The 17,889-nt window shown below is 30.6% G+C and carries 17 protein-coding genes and 3 tRNA genes; 4 read left to right on the top strand and 16 right to left on the bottom strand.

Features of this window, described 5'->3' with window-relative positions; translation table 11 throughout:
* Positions 1–66: 66 nt before the first annotated feature.
* On the top strand, positions 67–228 hold the full coding sequence (locus N534_RS15410) for a MerR family transcriptional regulator (RefSeq protein WP_197017688.1): 162 nt from the start codon (positions 67–69) through the stop codon (positions 226–228).
* A gap of 55 nt (positions 229–283) precedes the next feature.
* On the top strand, positions 284–1,507 hold the full coding sequence (locus N534_RS0101625) for an AAA family ATPase (RefSeq protein WP_028890809.1): 1,224 nt from the start codon (positions 284–286) through the stop codon (positions 1,505–1,507).
* A gap of 15 nt (positions 1,508–1,522) precedes the next feature.
* Here the strand turns inward: N534_RS0101625 and N534_RS0101620 are convergent, their stop codons facing one another.
* From N534_RS0101620 to N534_RS0101550, 14 genes are all read right to left on the bottom strand, one after another.
* Positions 1,523–2,164 (bottom strand): NUMOD1 domain-containing DNA-binding protein, encoded by a 642-nt coding sequence (locus tag N534_RS0101620; RefSeq protein ID WP_028890808.1) that lies wholly within the window; start codon positions 2,162–2,164, stop codon positions 1,523–1,525.
* On the bottom strand, positions 2,133–3,200 hold the full coding sequence (locus N534_RS0101615) for an AAA family ATPase (RefSeq protein WP_028890807.1): 1,068 nt from the start codon (positions 3,198–3,200) through the stop codon (positions 2,133–2,135). Before N534_RS0101615 ends, N534_RS0101620 begins: the two co-directional genes overlap by 32 nt.
* Positions 3,201–3,617: 417 nt before the next feature.
* Positions 3,618–3,872, bottom strand: coding sequence for a hypothetical protein (locus N534_RS0101610; RefSeq protein WP_028890806.1), 255 nt, complete (start codon positions 3,870–3,872; stop codon positions 3,618–3,620).
* A 16-nt stretch (positions 3,873–3,888) separates the two neighbouring features.
* Complete coding sequence (locus N534_RS0101605; protein ID WP_028890805.1) at positions 3,889–4,875, bottom strand: DUF3871 family protein; 987 nt, start codon at positions 4,873–4,875, stop codon at positions 3,889–3,891.
* Positions 4,856–5,740 (bottom strand): AAA family ATPase, encoded by an 885-nt coding sequence (locus N534_RS14255; protein ID WP_051435813.1) that lies wholly within the window; start codon positions 5,738–5,740, stop codon positions 4,856–4,858. Before N534_RS14255 ends, N534_RS0101605 begins: the two co-directional genes overlap by 20 nt.
* A gap of 114 nt (positions 5,741–5,854) precedes the next feature.
* Positions 5,855–6,196 carry a hypothetical protein gene (locus N534_RS14250; protein WP_038005196.1) on the bottom strand — a complete coding sequence of 114 codons (342 nt, stop codon included), beginning with the start codon at positions 6,194–6,196 and terminating at the stop codon, positions 5,855–5,857.
* A gap of 322 nt (positions 6,197–6,518) precedes the next feature.
* Positions 6,519–6,944: a hypothetical protein gene (locus N534_RS0101590; protein ID WP_028890804.1), complete on the bottom strand. Its 426-nt coding sequence runs from the start codon at positions 6,942–6,944 to the stop codon at positions 6,519–6,521.
* A 3-nt stretch (positions 6,945–6,947) separates the two neighbouring features.
* Positions 6,948–7,322 (bottom strand): hypothetical protein, encoded by a 375-nt coding sequence (locus N534_RS0101585; RefSeq protein WP_028890803.1) that lies wholly within the window; start codon positions 7,320–7,322, stop codon positions 6,948–6,950.
* Between the two features lie 22 nt (positions 7,323–7,344).
* Positions 7,345–7,605 carry a hypothetical protein gene (locus tag N534_RS0101580; protein ID WP_028890802.1) on the bottom strand — a complete coding sequence of 87 codons (261 nt, stop codon included), beginning with the start codon at positions 7,603–7,605 and terminating at the stop codon, positions 7,345–7,347.
* A 335-nt stretch (positions 7,606–7,940) separates the two neighbouring features.
* Positions 7,941–9,131 (bottom strand): site-specific integrase, encoded by a 1,191-nt coding sequence (locus tag N534_RS0101575; protein ID WP_028890801.1) that lies wholly within the window; start codon positions 9,129–9,131, stop codon positions 7,941–7,943.
* Between the two features lie 188 nt (positions 9,132–9,319).
* A tRNA-Arg gene (locus tag N534_RS0101565) sits at positions 9,320–9,393 on the bottom strand.
* Between the two features lie 8 nt (positions 9,394–9,401).
* A tRNA-Pro gene (locus tag N534_RS0101560) sits at positions 9,402–9,476 on the bottom strand.
* Between the two features lie 25 nt (positions 9,477–9,501).
* Positions 9,502–9,583: transfer RNA gene (locus tag N534_RS0101555), tRNA-Ser, on the bottom strand.
* 91 nt (positions 9,584–9,674) lie between these two features.
* On the bottom strand, positions 9,675–11,717 hold the full coding sequence (locus N534_RS0101550) for an HD family phosphohydrolase (protein ID WP_028890800.1): 2,043 nt from the start codon (positions 11,715–11,717) through the stop codon (positions 9,675–9,677).
* Between the two features lie 161 nt (positions 11,718–11,878).
* Here N534_RS0101550 and N534_RS0101545 point away from each other — a divergent pair, with 161 nt between their 5' ends.
* Both N534_RS0101545 and N534_RS0101540 read left to right on the top strand, forming a co-directional pair.
* Entirely contained in the window at positions 11,879–13,054 is a 1,176-nt protein-coding gene (locus N534_RS0101545) for an acetyl-CoA C-acyltransferase (protein ID WP_028890799.1), read from the top strand.
* Positions 13,055–13,080: 26 nt separating this feature from the next.
* On the top strand, positions 13,081–13,854 hold the full coding sequence (locus N534_RS0101540; RefSeq protein WP_028890798.1) for a C40 family peptidase: 774 nt from the start codon (positions 13,081–13,083) through the stop codon (positions 13,852–13,854).
* Between the two features lie 75 nt (positions 13,855–13,929).
* Here N534_RS0101540 and N534_RS0101535 read toward each other — a convergent pair whose 3' ends face one another.
* Together N534_RS0101535 and gyrA are read right to left on the bottom strand one after the other, a co-directional pair.
* Entirely contained in the window at positions 13,930–15,168 is a 1,239-nt protein-coding gene (locus tag N534_RS0101535; protein WP_028890797.1) for a tetratricopeptide repeat protein, read from the bottom strand.
* 17 nt (positions 15,169–15,185) lie between these two features.
* The gene (gene gyrA / locus N534_RS0101530) at positions 15,186–17,687 is read right to left on the bottom strand and encodes a DNA gyrase subunit A (protein ID WP_028890796.1); all 2,502 of its coding nucleotides are present in this window, start codon (positions 17,685–17,687) and stop codon (positions 15,186–15,188) included.
* Positions 17,688–17,889 lie beyond the last annotated feature (202 nt).

Here is a 17,889-nt window from a genome sequence, read left to right as displayed (position 1 = left end):
AGTTCTACTTATGTATATAGTATTTATTAACATGTAAGTTTATCTAAAAAACTCGTCTAACCTAACATGACAAGTAAAAAATGGATAACAAGTAAAGAAGCTATCAAACTAGCTAAAATTAAAAGTTGTGATTTAATGCACTATCGTTTAGAAGGTAAATTACAATTTAAGAAAAAAGGTAATGCATATTATTACTCTAAAGAAAGCGTAACTTCATTAAAAAAATAAAATAATTATCTTGTCCTGTCCTTATATATATAATAAAAATGGACACATTTTTTATATGAAGAAGAATAAATCAGAAATAATAGTTTCATCTCAAGCTCCAAACAAAGAATTACAAAAAATAACTGATGATATACATAACTTAAGTGAACATAATATGTTGCTTAATGAAATAGCCTCAAGTGATCCTTCTCAAAAAATGATGGAAGACTCCATCTCCAAAGAAATGGATGCTATAAGGGTTTCAAAAGCTGATTTATCAATGTTTGGTGTAGATATAAATACTTTAAATGAATCTTCAAGTGAGATTAAAAACGTTAAGAAACAGATTTCTGATATCAATGATAAAGCTATTTTTTCTGCTCTTGATTTATTCAATTTAAATATTAAAAAAGTACCTAAATTAGTTGAACCCTTTTTTCAAAAGACTGGATTAGCATCATTAGTTGGAACATCTGACACAGGTAAATCTACGTTTTTAAGACAATTGGCATTATCAATTGCATTAAAAAAAGATGATTTTTTAGGTTTCAAAATTAAAGCCCAACATAATAAAGTAATCTATGTTAGTACTGAAGATTCTCCTTTTAGTGTGAGTTCTTCTATAAGAAAACAAGTTAAAAACATTTGTAATAAAGAAGATGATATAAGCCTTATACAAAACTTGAAGTTTATTTTTGATTCAGAAAATCTATATAAATCTTTAGAAGATTCTTTATCGGAGACACCTGTCGATTTAATTATTATAGATGCTTTCACCGATGTATTTACAGGAGAAATTAATGCTAACACACAAGTTCGAAAATTCCTTAACAAATATGACACACTAGCTAAAAAGAATGATTGTTTAATAGTTTTTTTACATCATACAGGTAAAAAAACACAGTATAATAAACCATCGAAAGATAGCATAATAGGATCTCAAGCGTTTGAAGCAAAAATGAGAGCTGTTATAGAAATAAGAAACAATTTAAAAATAAAAAACCAAAAAGAGTTATGGGTGTTGAAAGCAAACTTTCTTGAAAAGAAAGAAAAAGTAAAATCTCATGTTTTAAACTTTGATGATAATTTAGTTTTTTCAAACACAGGACAAAGAAGTTATATTTCAGAAAATAAATCCAATAACAATAAAATAAAAAATAAAATAATAGAATTGCGTGAAAAAGGTTATTCTTTCAGAAAGATAGAAAATGAACTTAAAGATACAGAATTTCAAATTAGTAAATCTGTAGCACAAAAAATTTACAAAGAGTATGAATTAAGTAAAAAAGGAGGTAAATAAATACCTCCTTTACTTTTAATACACCCATAAGTAATTACCACACTTATTACGTTCTCCTCTACACACTTTTGCTATACTAGTTTTATTAAAACCTGTTTGCCTTGATGCCTCAGCTACAGAAAGATATTCTGCGACATACTCACCATTTAAAGCATATTGATAAACTACCTTTTTTCTATTATCTGTATCTGGCTTAAAAGGTTCTTTATAGATGTAACTCCAATAGAAATTATCATATAATTTATTTGTACTTAAACAAGCTCTACTAATACTTTGTTTAGAAGTATTAACAGTCTCTGAAGCTTTTGTAAGTGAATTATAACTTTTAACTAAATTTCCCTTTAAATCGTATTGAAACACCTTCTTTTCAAATCCTCCACCCCTATCCGAATTAAAACCACCTTCTTTAGAATTATACTTTAAAATATAGTTTTTCTCTTTTTCTGCCAATTCATTGAAACTAACTGCCATATCAATCTGTTCCCAAGTAAAAGCTTCAACCCCATAAGTAGATATTGCATTGTAAAATTTGACATTTTTAGCTGTGCTAGATTTTTGAATATGGTCTTTTTTCCTTTCTTCTATTGTTTTTGTCGTTGCACCAATGTAAACCATATCATTCTCTTTATTGGATACTTTGTAAATTATCCCTTTCATTGCTCTTCTTCATTTTTAATTTGTAAATCCCTTTTTCTTCTTTTTCAATCAAATCTTCTGACTCTAACTTATTTAAACAAGTATATAAAGTTTGCTTAGACATTGTACTTGTTTTAACAAATTGGTTTTGTAAGATTGAAGCTGAAATAGTTAGACTACCTTGACTATCTAGACTTTGAATAAAATCATAAACCCTTTCTTTATTTTTACTATCTGTCCTTCCATCTACTTTAACATCGTTATATAAGTTAAACACATTTTCAGACCCTATATTTTCAACCCAACTATCTTGATTAAAACGATATAAATACGCTTTAGTATTATCCTTTATAGCATCTTTATTATATATCATTGTACAATAATTCCCTCCCCTAGCTGTTGGAATATTACCCAACCCCAAAGCAAAATCAAACTCTTGTGTAATTATTCTACTACCAGATATACTATCCTGACTCATAGGCTTATCATTTCCCTTAGTGTTGTGATGAATTGTAAAAAATGTTATGCCATCAATAGATAAAAAGTACTTTTTAAACATTTGTGTGAATTTTTGAGCTACTGCACTTTTTTCAACTTCGCCAATACACATGTGTGTTAAACTATCTAAGAAAACTATTTCTGGTTTTATTTGTAAAATATAGTTTCTAATTGCTGACCAGTCTTTTTCTTCTAAAAGATATTCTGGAAAATCTTCTCTACCTATATAATAGTTATTTGCATAGTTTTTAAATTGTTCCTTTGATAAGGAATTTATCATTTTTTTATTTCTTCTTACTATTCTAAAAGGTTTCTCTTCAAGATTTATAAATAAAACTTTTCTAGGTTTTCCATCTAATTCAAACCCAAAAAACTCTTTTTTACCAGAGGCAAAAGCGATAGCTAAATTTTCTGCAAATGTGGTTTTCCCTGTTTTTCCTACACCTGTTATTAACCCTGATGCTCCTTCAATTATTCCATTCCATAAAACTTTAGGTTCTGGGATGTTTTTATACTTTTTAATTAAATCAATTCCTCTAGTGGGTACTGTCTTCTTCATTGTTATCATCTTTATTTGATTATAGACTATTAAAACAAGCTTTTAGTCAAGCTGGTCAACACAGTCAAATTAAAATTTATGTAAAATGAAGAGGAAGAGAGTAAGTTTAGATAGGTGTCTAAATGCTAGTATATTTTTAGGCTTTTTAAGATTTTCATCACTTCTTGATACTTCTTCCACATTCATCTCAAAAACAATTGCAAATATACGAAAAATAAATGACAATAACAAGAAAAAATAATTAATAATTTAACATTATTGTTAAAAAATTATAAATACAATAATTTTAAAGATAAAAGAAGTCTTGTAACAAAACTTCTTTTATATAATAGCTACATGTTTTTCAGTGGCATTTTTTTTAATGCTGATGCCGTCTCAAAAACCCCATAAAATGGATAAAAATTCAGTATAACAGCATTAATTGTCAATCAATATATCAAAATGGTAATAGTAAAAAGCCTTGTCATCAATTAAAAAAACAGCTATTAAGTCTGGTGTCACTTTTACTTTTGTAACAAATACTTTATCTCCCTTATTTAAATGCCCTATATCATCAATCACCTTAACTCTAAAAGGACACTTTAAAACGATTAATTCATTAAACCATGACACAACCATTAATTCATTAGGGTTAATAAATTCTAACTGTTTAGTTAAATCATCTTCATTCATAAATTGTCAAAAAAAGCTATATAATATGTTGCAAGTACCAATTAACATCGTTATTTTGTATAGAATCTGCTAGGTTTTGAATAAACTCGTGCGCATTAACATTCCTTTCCAAATGATTATCTATATAGGAAGATTTGTTTGCTCCTGTGAATAAGTTGTATAGATTCCATAGGCTCAAATCAAAGTTGTCTGAATACTTAAAGTTTAAGTCATTATAAAACCCTTTTACTACTGAGGTAATTTGCGAATCAGTAAGTAACATAGGAAACTTCCCTTTTTTACTATTGCTTTCTAAAAAATGATACATCTTCATTTTACCAATTAAATGTGCAAACTCAAATTCATTAATTTTATACTTACTAACTCTTTCTAGGTTACCAAGATGACTATTTTCATCATAATTCATTATAAGGTTCTGCACAACCTCTTGTAACTCTATAAGACTACTTACCCTTATTTCTGATTTCAAACCATCTGTACTAATACATAGGTTTGTACAAACAGTGTTTTTGAACCCTATAAAAACTTTAAACTTTTCAATAGATTTTTTAGAAAACAAGTTTTCCTGATTATAGGCTCTAACCCCACCAATCGTAAGATTTAGAATTTGATTGTTTACAACTACCTGTCTGTTTGGAACCTCCATCATAAAAGCCATTCTTTCATAATAAATAGTCTTTTCATGCTCTTTTAGCTCCTTTACAGGCTTACCTATAGCGCTTGGAGTTCTACCCTTTATTTGATGAGAAACTCTAATTGCTGGCTCTGAAATTGTGTTTGACATTAATGATTGTACTACTTCCTTTGTAGCTTCTATAAATTCATAATGTGAAATAGTAGTTTCATTGTCTTTTGCAAAAACAGGAATAATACAATCGTTTTTAAGATGTTCTAATGTAACTTCTGTGGTATTTGCTTCAATAAATTTACTTGATGGTTTTTGAATGATTTCTGATACATTTTGTATCATTTGACTTGGGTTATTATTTGATATTAATTCCATTTTCTGATGATTTTACAATTTGATTATCTTTTACTACTTGGCTACTTACATTTTCAATAGTTTCTTTACGTTCAACTATTGTTTGATGTAGTTGCCTTTGCAATCCACTATATTTTTGATACAAATGTCTTAAGCCCTCTACTGTAGTGCATTCTTCAATTTCTTGTTTGGCTTGTTCAATAGATATTCCTTGATTACACCATTGAATTAATTTCCTTCCTGTTCCTTTTCCAATTATAAATTCAGGGTTATTCATGAATAATCCCGTTCTATCTTTAGAAGCCTTAGCTAGATGTTTATCATTAATAAGCTCAAAATTTACTGTGAGTTCATACTCAAACCCCTCACGTGTAATTTCTTTTGTACCATGCTTAATAACTTTAGTTCTACCGTTATTTCCTTGGTCTAAGGAATAATCTATTTTTCTCCTAGTGGTAGTTATTATATGGCATTTAGATTGAAGAATAGCATCTATAAATGCGTTATGACGAGGTGTTATTCTTGCCCAATCTTGAAACCTACCTCCTAGTTGTTCGTGTAATTGTAAACATCCATTTTTACCACTCCATTCATGAGTAATACTATCAATTATTATCACTTCTATATTAGCATTTTCACAAATTTTAATTGCTTCTATATACCTCTCTGGACTGTAAGAGTTACTTAAATTAACAACATTAAAGTCACCTAAATGAGAATATAAACTCGCACTATTATTTTCAGTATCAATAACAGCGATTTTACTCCAATCCTCTGTTATCCCATGCGCTAACAATAAAGCTGAGTAAGTTTTTCCAAAACCTGAAGCTCCTGACAACCCTAATCGCAACTTAACTTGATATCTATGTGCTTTTTTTAATTTCATAATACTTTTTAATTATATTTTATATTTTTTTTATGTTATAACACCTACTATGATGCATAAAAAAAGAGTTCCATTTCTGAAACTCTTCTTATCAATTTAATTTTGAAAACTCAATTACAACACCTCTTCTAGAGTAACGTTATCCTTTAGAAGCTCTTGATCTTTTGTCAAATACTCATACCTATGAGTGAGATTCAAAATATCTCCTGTTTTTTCGTCAACATATTCATATGGTTCAACTTCAACCTTTTTCACAGTTCCTTCTAGCTCTGAACCTATTAGAGCTTTACATGTTTCTACATCAAAAGTAGAAGAGACTCTTGCTTTTCTTGCTGTTAAATACATACTTCCTGTTTCTTTACTCTTAACAGCTTCAATACCACCTTGAACAATTAATACACAAAACTCAGTTTCGTCTTCGCGTTTGTACGTTTTAAAATCCACAATTCTAACCATGGTTTCTTAAATTTTTAGATTAATATTATTTTAAACAGGGTGTAATACCCCAAAACAAAAAAAGGGTGGGGGAGTTTGTTGGGTTATTATGTACTCTCCTTAATAAAAGCTTTCAAAAAAAATAAAATTTATTTTTTTTTTAATATCAACGATATTAAATATATGATAACCATAAATATACCCAATGGAAGTAGTAACTTTATTAATTTGTATAATACAACAGGTAAAACTAACACATTTTTAAAAAGCTGAAAAACGAGACTAATTCCAACAACTAATATTAACACAACCTTAATTACTTCTTTTGCCTTTTCCATATATATTATTTATAATCCCATTCTTTATTATGGTAGAATTTCAGTTTTTCAGCATCATACAAATAGTATTTTAACCAAGTACTTTTGCCTGAGGCTAAAGGAATAGCAAAATCTAAATAACCGTCTGAATTGTAATCATAAAACCTAAAAACTATTTCATTTAACCCCGTAACATCTTCGATATTTAAAAAACTGTTTATAGTCTTATTTGAATTATAAATTATTAGTTTTTTTATTCCCCCGTAGTAACCAATATTTTTAGAATAACTAAGTTTTGAATCCCATTGAACTTTGAATTTAAAGCTCGATAAAACAAAGCTTGTATCCCCTTTTATTTCCTTAAATATTATACTTGTATTTTCATTTTTACTATCTTGAGTATAAACTATGGAAAATATAGATAAAACTAATAATAACAGAAATTTCCTCATAAACTAAATAAAAGTACTTTCAGATTCTTCAACTATACCATACACAATATTTTTCAATGTAAATTCATTAGCAATTTGAGAGTGAACATTTACCTTTTCACGCCATAGTTCTAATGCCAAAATTGCTCCTAATGATTGTGTTTGTCCTGATGAAAAAATAAAGAAAGGGATTGTATTAATACAATATAAGTAGTCCTTTTGATTTGGCACAACATTTTGTTTAGAAGCTTCCTCTATTAATTTAGACACTTTATTTGAAGATTGTATTTTACTTAATATTTTTAAAAATTTTCTTTCTCCATATTCTTTTTTAAATAACTCAACGATTAAATCAATCATTTCATCATACGGTAATTCAAAAACATCTAACTTATTCATAACTATGTTTTATAAATTTTATTTAATCTAGTAACCTTTCTCTAATATCAAAATGAATCTCATTTAACACTTTTTCTACTTCATATTCATTTCCAAGCACACTTAAAGTGTGCTCTTTCTTTATTAATTTAACCTTAAATCTCTCTATTACGTCTCCCAATATCTTTAAATACATTAGTCCTTCCATCGGAGTACCACTCATTGGGTTCTCAATAGCTAAAACAGTCTGAATAACTTGATTTTTTATACTTTCTTTCAACTCTAACTTGTATTTTAAATTCATTTTCTATGAAATCTTAGCTCTATGGAGAAGCAAACAGAACTGTTAGTATAAAAAAGGTGTGCTCTCCTACTTATTTAGCAGCATAGAGGCTCCGCCAAGAACCTTAACCAAACTAAACAGTACAGAGATAACACACCCGAATTGAGTGTGCATCTACTTATTGTACTGCCCCTATCCCTATGGTTATTATTGAAATTTGGCAGATTCCTGATTAAGGAGCTTGTTATAAGTAAACACCTATATTTTTATGTTTCAATTGTAAAAAAATAAACTATTTGAGTTTTAAATTATAAATTTATTGATATTTGATAGTTCTATATTACGGAATTCCTCAATCACAATTTATCCTGTAGTATTTTAATTTCATTACTAATTTTATTCCTAACTACTTTAGCATAATGCTCTTGTGTTACTTGTAACCTTGAATGCCCTAATAATTCTGACACTACTTCCATTGAAATTCCATTATAAATTAACACAGTAGTAGCAAATGTTTTTCTAGCTACATGATGAGTTAACTTTTTGTCAATCCCAACAATATCTGCTATTTCCTTTAGATAAGAATTAAACTTTTGATTTGATATTTTTGGCAGGCTATTTCCATATTTTTCAAGCAACAGTTTAGCTTTAGGCAATAATGGTATTGCAATTTTAGAGCTAGTCTTTTGTCTATACATTTCAATCCAATAATCATTATCAAAACCTTTAACTAAATGCTCAACTCTCAATGATGACATTTCTTGATATGCTAACCCCGTATAACAGCAAAACACAAATAAATCTCTTATTTGAGCTAGTCTTACTTGAGTAAAATTAAACTCTTCTAAATCTTTTAATTCTTCTGTTGTTAAATAGATTAACTCAATCTTATGTTTAGTAGATTTATACAAGGAAAAAGGGTTCTTCTCTAAGTAATTCTCGTCTATTCCAAATTGCACTATCTTTTTTACTCTTTGTAAACTCCTATTTATTGTGGCTTGACTTAATTTAAGTTCTGTTTTAAAATAATATTCTAAGTCATTAATAAATTTTAAATTCAGCTTATTAAGTTTTATATCATTCCTTTTATATTTAAATTTTATAAATTTCTCCATCTTTCTCTTATTCTCTACATACCTATTCCAAGAAACCTCTTTAAAGTCGATTCCTATAAGTTTTTTGGTTTGTTCATTATGAATATCATACAGCTCCAATAAAGTCTTCTCTACTCTTGTATTTTCTCCCTTATATTGACTGTATATATCATCAACATTAAAATCATTTTGTTGAAGTTGCAATAATAAAAAAGCCTCATTAATCTTCTGACTAATAAGGCTCAATTGTGTGTTTACAATTTTATAATTCTCTGCTTTATTTAAAAGCTTCTGTTTTTTACTATCCCAATAATTGGGGTTTATAAATAATCCTGTAGAGAAATCTTTTCTCTGTTTATTATAAGTTATCCTACACCGCATAGGAGTACCTCCTCTTTTATTAATCTTATTCCTTTGAATAAGAAAGAGTATATGTATTGTACTAATATTCATCGTTTTATTTTTTTGAAAATGGGTACCTCAGAAAATAAAATGGGTACCTTAATGTATACCTCAAAAGGTTACAAAAGGGATAATTATTGAAAAAATAATGAGTGAAGTGTAAATAGTCAAAACAACCTACAAGTACTATAAAACCTACAAAAACAAAAAAGCCTTACTAAAACTAGTAAGGCTTATTGTGATCGCGACAGGATTCGAACCTGTGACCGTCTGCTTAGAAGGCAGATGCTCTATCCAGCTGAGCTACGCGACCATTGTTTGTCGGGGTGGCAGGATTCGAACCTGCGACCTCCTGCTCCCAAAGCAGGCGCGATGACCGGGCTACGCTACACCCCGATTAGTGTCATCTTCAATTTTTGTGCGGAGAGACCGGGATTCGAACCCGGGCATCCCGAAGGATGACAGCTTAGCAGGCTGCTGCATTACCACTCTGCCACCTCTCCTTAATTCTTGCCGAAGCGTGAATTAAAAATTGCGAGTGCAAATGTATAACTATATATACGTTTTCACAAACTTTTTATCGAAAAAAATTCACTATTCTGGATACTCAACACGTAAGTGATAGATATTCATCAACTTATTCTTAATAATTTTTTTTATTTTTTCTATCTCTCTAAATGTAATATCTGAATTTATGAACTGATTATCGTTTTTTTGCTTGTCAACTATCCTATCTATTAATTGATCTATAGATTGCGCTGTTGGATTTTTCAAACTCTTAGAAGCAGCCTCAGCTGCATCACACATCATTAATATAGCTGTTTCTTTAGAAAAAGGAATAGGTCCTTGATATTGAAATTTCTTAATATCAACATCAGGATTGTTCTCCAACTCCATTTTATAAAAATAATACGTAACACTTGTTCCGTGATGTGTTCTAATAAAATCGATAATTCTATCTGGTAATTTATTTTTTTTAGCTATTTCTATTCCGTTAATCACATGATCTAAAATAATACGAGCGCTATCTATAGGCAACAAATCATTATGAGGATTCACTCCTGTCGATTGATTTTCGGTAAAGTACATTGGGTTTGCCATTTTACCAATATCATGATACAAAGCTCCAGTACGAACTAACATAGAGTTTGCTCCTATTTCATTCGCCGCTGCTTCTGCTAAATTTGCCACTTGCATAGAATGCTGAAAAGTTCCTGGAGCTTTTTCATTTAAATCTCTCAACAACTTAGAGTTTGTATTTGATAATTCTAACAGTGTAACATCAGAAACCAATCCAAATAATTTTTCGTAAAAATAAATAAAGAATACAGCTAAAAAGGACAACAATCCATTAGCAGCAAATAACCCAAAGTATTCCCAGTTTATTTTATCTGCATTTCCTTCTTTTAAAATTGAAAATGCAAAATAGGTAAGCATATAAATCAACGTAATTTGCCCTATTGACATGAACAAACTTGCTCTTTTATACAACTCAGACACTGTTAAAATAGTTACAATTCCCGCGATAATATGAAGGTAAATAAACTCAAAACTATTCGGTACAATAAATCCTAACAATAACACTGTAAGCACATGTGTAAATAATCCTAAACGCGCATCAAAAAAGGCTTTTAAAACAATTGGCAAAATACTTAACGGAACTACATACAAATAATCTGAATTATACTTAACCACCATAGTTTGCACCAAAATCATTAAAAATACGTTGAAGAAGATAAATGTTACTTTGTTATTATCATTAAATATTTCAAGTCTGTATTTTTCTAAAAAAAGTAATAACATTAAAAGCGCAAATGCCACTAAAATTGTATAACCGAAAACAATCCAGTTGTAATTAGATTTTGTCCAAATGAGAGAACTAGAAGCTACTTCGTACGATTTTAAAACATTGTATTTTCTTCCTTCAACAATATCTCCTTTTAAAATGATTAATTCTCCTTTTGATACTTTTCCTTTTGCATAAGAAATACTTTTTAAGAGTTCATCAAGCTCTTTCTCACTATACTTATAATCATACGTTACGTTAGGTTTTAAGTTACTTGATAAGTAGTTTATAAGTATTCTTTGTTTGTAGTAAGAAAACGTTTCTGTATTTACCCGTAAAAACTTTAATATTTCTTTGGATTGTGTCAATTTTGAGAATGGAACATCATCTATAGAGTTTCCTTTTCTTAAAACTACTATATCTCCTCTATTAGCCTTATCAATACTTGCGTCATCCAAAAAACCATAGTTATAAACTTTATCGATAATCGCTTCTCCTTCTTTAACTAAATCTCTTTTAGTATAAGTCGATAAAGAATCTAAAGAGTTAATATCTTTTGAAAAAGAATTCAGTACGTCATTTTTCACAGAAGTATCTACTTCGAAATATTTTCTCGAATTGGATTCAATTTCCTTTTTCTCTGTTTCAATTTCTTCAGGAGTTTTTTGAATAGCAAAATCAAAAGGAGCATATAAGTTATCATACTGCCAAGGTTTTCCTTGCGGAAAATCATACTTAAATTGTCCTCCTTTCGGAAACAAATACACAATAGCTATCACTGTTATTAAAAACAATAACACTTTGTAAATTATCGTGTTGTTTTTATACAGTCTATTGATTAAATCGTTCATTTTAGATGTTTATAAAATGTAAATATAACCTTTCTCTATTATTTGAGTACTTATTATAAAATGGTTATTTTCGCAAAACAAATCTTAATACAACATATTCAATACAATAAACCTATCCTTTAAAAGGTTTATCAAAAAGAATAAAATTAACAATATAACAAATGAAAGAAGTAGTAATAGTATCAGTAGCTAGAACTCCAATTGGTAGTTTTTTAGGATCTTTATCAACTATACCTGCACCAAAATTAGGTGCTGTAGCTATCAAAGGAGCTTTAGATAAAATTAACTTAAAACCAGAAATGGTTGAAGAAGTTTTTATGGGAAATGTAGTTTCAGCAGGTTTAGGTCAAGCACCAGCGCGTCAAGCTGCAATTTTTGCAGGAATTCCTGATACGGTACCTTGTACTACTGTTAACAAAGTTTGTTCTTCAGGAATGAAGTCTATCATGTTAGCTGCGCAAACTATTGCTTTAGGTGATGCTGAAATTGTTATAGCTGGAGGTATGGAAAACATGAGTATGATTCCACATTATCAACATGCTAGAACAGGTTCTAAATTTGGACCTATTAAAATGGAAGATGGAATGCAAAAAGACGGATTAGTTGATGCTTACGAGCAAGTAGCTATGGGAGTTTGTGCTGATGAATGTGCTGTTGAATATGAATTTTCAAGAGAAGATCAAGATGCTTTTGCTGTTGAATCATACAATCGTTCTGCTAAAGCTTGGAGTGAAGGTAAATTTGCAGATGAAATTGTTCCTGTAGAAATACCTCAACGTCGTGGTGAACCTATCATTTTTTCTGAAGACGAAGAATATAAAAATGTAAAAATGGATAAAATTCCTGCTTTACGTCCTGCTTTTACAAAAGAAGGTACAGTAACTGCTGCCAATGCTTCTACTATTAATGATGGTGGTGCTGCATTAGTATTAATGTCTGCTGAAAAAGCTGCTGAATTAGGGTTAACTCCACTAGCAAAAATTAAAGGTTATGCTGATGCTGCTCACGAACCAAAATGGTTTACAACTGCCCCTGCTAAAGCTTTACCAAAAGCCTTAGCTAAAGCTGGTGTTGCTATTGAAGATGTTGATTATTTCGAATTAAACGAAGCGTTCTCAGTTGTAGGTTTAGCTAATATGAAAATCTTAGGTTTATCAGCTGATAAAGTAAACGTAAATGGTGGAGCTGTTTCCTTAGGACACCCATTAGGTGTTTCTGGAGCTAGAATTATTATTGCTTTAACTTCTATTTTAAAACAAAACAACGCTAAAATTGGTGCTGCTGGTATTTGTAACGGTGGTGGTGGTGCTAGTGCAATGGTAATTGAAAGAGTTTAATTGTTTTAAAACCCCCAACTAAGTAGATGTCTTTCGGAATTTGTAATTTAAGTATTGTTCCTCTTCGATTAGAGCCTTCTGATGCTTCAGAAATGGTAAATCAGGTTCTTTTTGGCGAACACTTTCAAGTTATAGAAAAATCAAAAAAATGGAGTAAAATTCGTTTAGATTTTGATAGCTACGAAGGATATATCGACAATAAGCAATACGAAGAAATTTCAGAAGAAATTCATACGCTTTTATCAAAAGAGAAAAAGCATTATGCTGGTGAGTTAATAGACTTTATTACTGACAATAACAGTAACCTAACAACAATTTCAATGGGAGCTCGTCTTCCACTATTTAAGGACAATACAATTAACATAAACAATACTTCGTTTTTTTATGACGGTAAAGTTTGTGGTAATAAATTAGATAAATCTACTATAGTAGAAACCGCTTTTTTATTTTTAAATGTTCCTTATTTATGGGGTGGTAAATCTCCTTTCGGAATTGACTGTTCTGGCTTTACACAAACCGTATACAAACTATGTGGATATAACCTTCTGAGAGACGCTAAACAACAAGCTACTCAAGGTGAGGTACTAAGTTTTATTGAAGAAAGCGAACCTGGTGATCTAGCCTTTTTTGATAACGAAGAAGGTGTTATTACCCATGTTGGAATTATCATGAATGATTACAACATTATTCATGCTCATGGAAAGGTACGTATCGATAAATTAGATCATAGTGGCATTTACAATGTTGACACACACCAACACACACATAAACTAAGAGTTATTAAACGTTTAATTGACTAAGGCGTTTAACTTTAATCATAAAAAAAAGCGGAACTAAGTTTAGTTCCGCTTTTTTTATACATTTCTACAATTATCTTATTGCATAGATTTATATAACTCTCTGTATTCAGAAGCTTTGTCACTCATCTCTAAAACCTCATATAAATTCATTAAAGTTTTAACAGTTTCAACGTTTCTATTTAAGCCATCTGCCTTTTCTAAAAAAGGTAAAGCTTCTTTATAAACTTCTTTTTGCTTTGCTGCTAACTCATCGTACTTTTTGAAATTATTTAAATTCTTATTCATTTCATCTACAATCGCTTTTTCTTGATTTAAAACAATTACAGCTAAGTTCATATAAGCATCTGCATAATCAGGTTTTAATTCTACAGCTTTTTCATAATACTTTTTGGCATCCTCCATTCTTCCTTGATTGAAGTTTACCACCCCTAAGTTATAGTATAAAGTTGGATTTTCTGGATCTAAAGCTACTGCTTCGTTCATTAACTCTCCAAACTTATCCATTTTTCCCATTTCAACATATAATTGCGCCTCATTTAAAATTAAATTAAGGTCTTTAGGATTAGAAGCACGAGCTTCTTTAAACGCTTCAATAGCTTCATCCGTTTTTCCTTGCTCTTTTAAGATTAAGGCTACGTTTTTAACTATTGTTGCTGTTTTAGATTCTGTTGATTTAGTATCTGGTTTTAAATACCCTCCTGACTTTACCATTAAATCTCTTCGAGCTTTATCTTTTCCGAAACTTTCTACTTTTCCTGTAGCTTTATCTGTAGCAACAAACTCTTTTTCTATACCTGTATAACCTATTTTCTGTAATTCTTTATAATACTCAACAGCTTTATCGTAATCTTTAGCTTGCGTAGCAGAAACTGCTGCGTTATAAGCAAAAGCAGTATCTGCAGGACTTAAAAGGTATGTTAAATAAAAGTTTTCAGCTGCATTTTTAAAATCTTTCTTGTTGTTATATAAATCAACTGCTTTTTTTGACACCTCTTGAATCATTTGATTTAAGATAGGGCGAGCTTCATCACCATATTTGCTTTCATTCATTGCAAATAAAGCGTTCAAAGATTCTGCTGCTCCTTTATAATCTTTTTGTGCTGCTAATGCTTTACCTTTTAAAAAGTAGAATTTAGACTTATACTTATCTTCACCATTCATCATTAAAGACCCTTCAATAGTTTTAAGAGTACTTAATGCCGTCGTAAAATCTTGTTTTTTAATCGCTTTTTCAGCTTCTTTTAATTCTGATTTTTGAGCCACTGCCCCTAACGACATCAATCCTAAAGAAAGGGCTATAAATTGATTTTTCATTTTTAGTTATGATTTATTTATTGTTGTTCTTGATTTTCGTTTGATTCATTTTCAATTTCTATGCCATTTTCTTCTTCGTCTTTTTCATGCATCACTTTTGCAACCGCTGCAATATCATCATTATCTTTAATGTTAATTAACTTAACTCCTTGAGTTGCACGTCCCATAACACGCAAATCTTCTACCGCCATACGAATGGTTAACCCGGATCTGTTAATAATCATTAAATCATTAGAATCATCTACATTCTTGATTGCTACTAAATTACCTGTTTTATCTGAGATATTCAATGTTTTCACACCTTTACCTCCACGGTTGGTAATACGATAATCTTCTAATTTAGAACGTTTTCCATATCCTTTTTCAGAAACCACTAAGATATCACTTTCAGCATCATCTACAGCAACCATACCGATTACCTCATCGTTATCATGCGCTAAGGTAATACCACGAACTCCAGATGCTGTTCTACCCATCGGGCGCGTTTTCTCTTCCTCGAAACGAATTGCTTTTCCTGACTGTAACGCTAACATTACTTGACTATCTCCAGTAGTTAACTTTGCTTCTAATAACTCATCTCCTTCCTTAATAGTAATAGCGTTGATACCATTAGCTCTTGGACGAGAGTATTGCTCTAATGGAGTTTTCTTAACCTGACCACGTTTTGTAGCCATAATAACATAATGATTGTTAATGTAGTCTTCATCTTTTAAATCACCTGTTACTAAAAATGCTTTTACTTTATCGTCTTGCTCAATATTGATTAAGTTCTGAATCGCTCTACCTTTGGTACTCTTACCTCCTTCTGGTACTTCATATACACGCATCCAGAATACTTTTCCCTTTTGAGTAAAGAACAACATATACTGGTGGTTTGTACCAACAAATAAGTGCTCTAAGAAATCTTCATTTCTAGTAGTTGCTCCTTTTTGTCCACGCCCTCCTCTATTCTGAACTTTATATTCATCTAAGTTTGTACGCTTCACATAACCAGCATGCGAAATAGTTACTACTACCTTAGAGTTAGGAATCATATCTTCAATACGCATATCTCCTCCAGCATATTCAATTACTGAACGACGATCGTCACCATACTTTTCTTTGATGTGTAATAATTCATCTTTAATAATTTGGTAACGTCTTGGTTCATTAGCAAGAATATCTTTTAAATCTGCAATAGTCTTAATTATTTCATCATATTCAGAACGTAGTTTGTCTTGTTCTAGTCCTGTTAACTGACGTAAACGCATTTCAACAATGGCACGTGCTTGAATTTCTGTTAATTCAAAACGCTCCATTAATTTTTCACGTGCTTGATCAGCATTTGAAGAACCTCTAATAATTGCAATTACCTCATCAATATTATCCGAAGCAATGATTAATCCTTCTAAAATATGAGCACGAGCTTCTGCTTTCTTTAATTCAAATTCTGTTCTACGAACAATTACTTCGTGTCTGTGTTCTACAAAATAGTGAATTAACTGCTTTAAGTTTAGCTGTTCTGGACGACCTTTTACTAAAGCAATATTATTTACACTAAACGATGTTTGTAACTGAGTGTATTTAAACAGTTTGTTTAATACTATGTTAGGAATTGCATCACGCTTTAATATATAAACGATACGCATTCCTTTACGGTCAGATTCATCACGAATACTTGCTATTCCTTCTAATTTCTTTTCATTTACCAGGTCAGCAGTTTTCTTAATCATTTCTGCTTTATTAACTTGGTAAGGAATCTCAGTTACAACGATACACTCGCGTCCTTTTACCTCTTCAATAGTAGCTTTGGCACGCATAACAATACGACCACGTCCTGTATGAAAAGCATCTCTTACACCGTCATATCCGTAGATAATTCCTCCTGTAGGGAAATCTGGTGCTTTGATGTGTTGCATTAACTCATCAATCTCAATATCTCTATTATCAATATAAGCAACGGTACCATTAATAACTTCTGTTAAGTTATGCGGCGCCATGTTTGTTGCCATACCTACTGCAATACCTGATGCTCCATTAACTAATAAGTTAGGAATACGTGTTGGTAATACCGTTGGCTCTTGTAAAGTATCATCGAAGTTTAACTTATGATCTACCGTTTCTTTTTCAATATCAGACAACATTTCTTCTGATATTTTTTGCATACGCACCTCTGTATAACGCATTGCTGCAGGACTGTCACCATCAACTGAACCAAAGTTCCCTTGTCCATCAACCATCATGTAACGCACACTCCAGTCTTGTGCCATACGCACCATAGAATCGTATACCGAAGTATCTCCATGTGGGTGATACTTACCTAACACCTCTCCTACAACTCTTGCAGATTTCTTATATGCTCCTGTAGCTTTAATTCCTAATTCATGCATTCCAAACAACACTCTTCTGTGTACTGGTTTTAAACCATCTCTTACATCTGGTAATGCTCTAGATACTATCACCGACATTGAGTAATCGATGTATGCCGACTTCATTTGCTCTTCAATGTTGATAGGGATCAACTTTTCGCCATCTGCCATATATTTTCTTTTAAAATATTAGTATTTATTTTCGTTAAAAAAGTGAATTTTACACTCGATAAAACTCACTTTTAAAATGCAATTTTATTTGTCGCATTTTCTAAAACATTGCAAGATACTACAACCCTCAGTTTTACACAAAAAATATCCCTATTCTTTTAAGATACTTATTAACAATTTTACGTGGTTTTAAACATTAAAA

Source organism: Tenacibaculum sp. 47A_GOM-205m (assembly GCF_000518405.1).
In the GTDB taxonomy this organism is placed as follows: Bacteria; Bacteroidota; Bacteroidia; order Flavobacteriales; family Flavobacteriaceae; genus Polaribacter; species Polaribacter lutimaris.
Note: the sequence above shows the minus strand (reverse complement) of the source record. Positions and strands in the feature narration are given on the sequence as shown.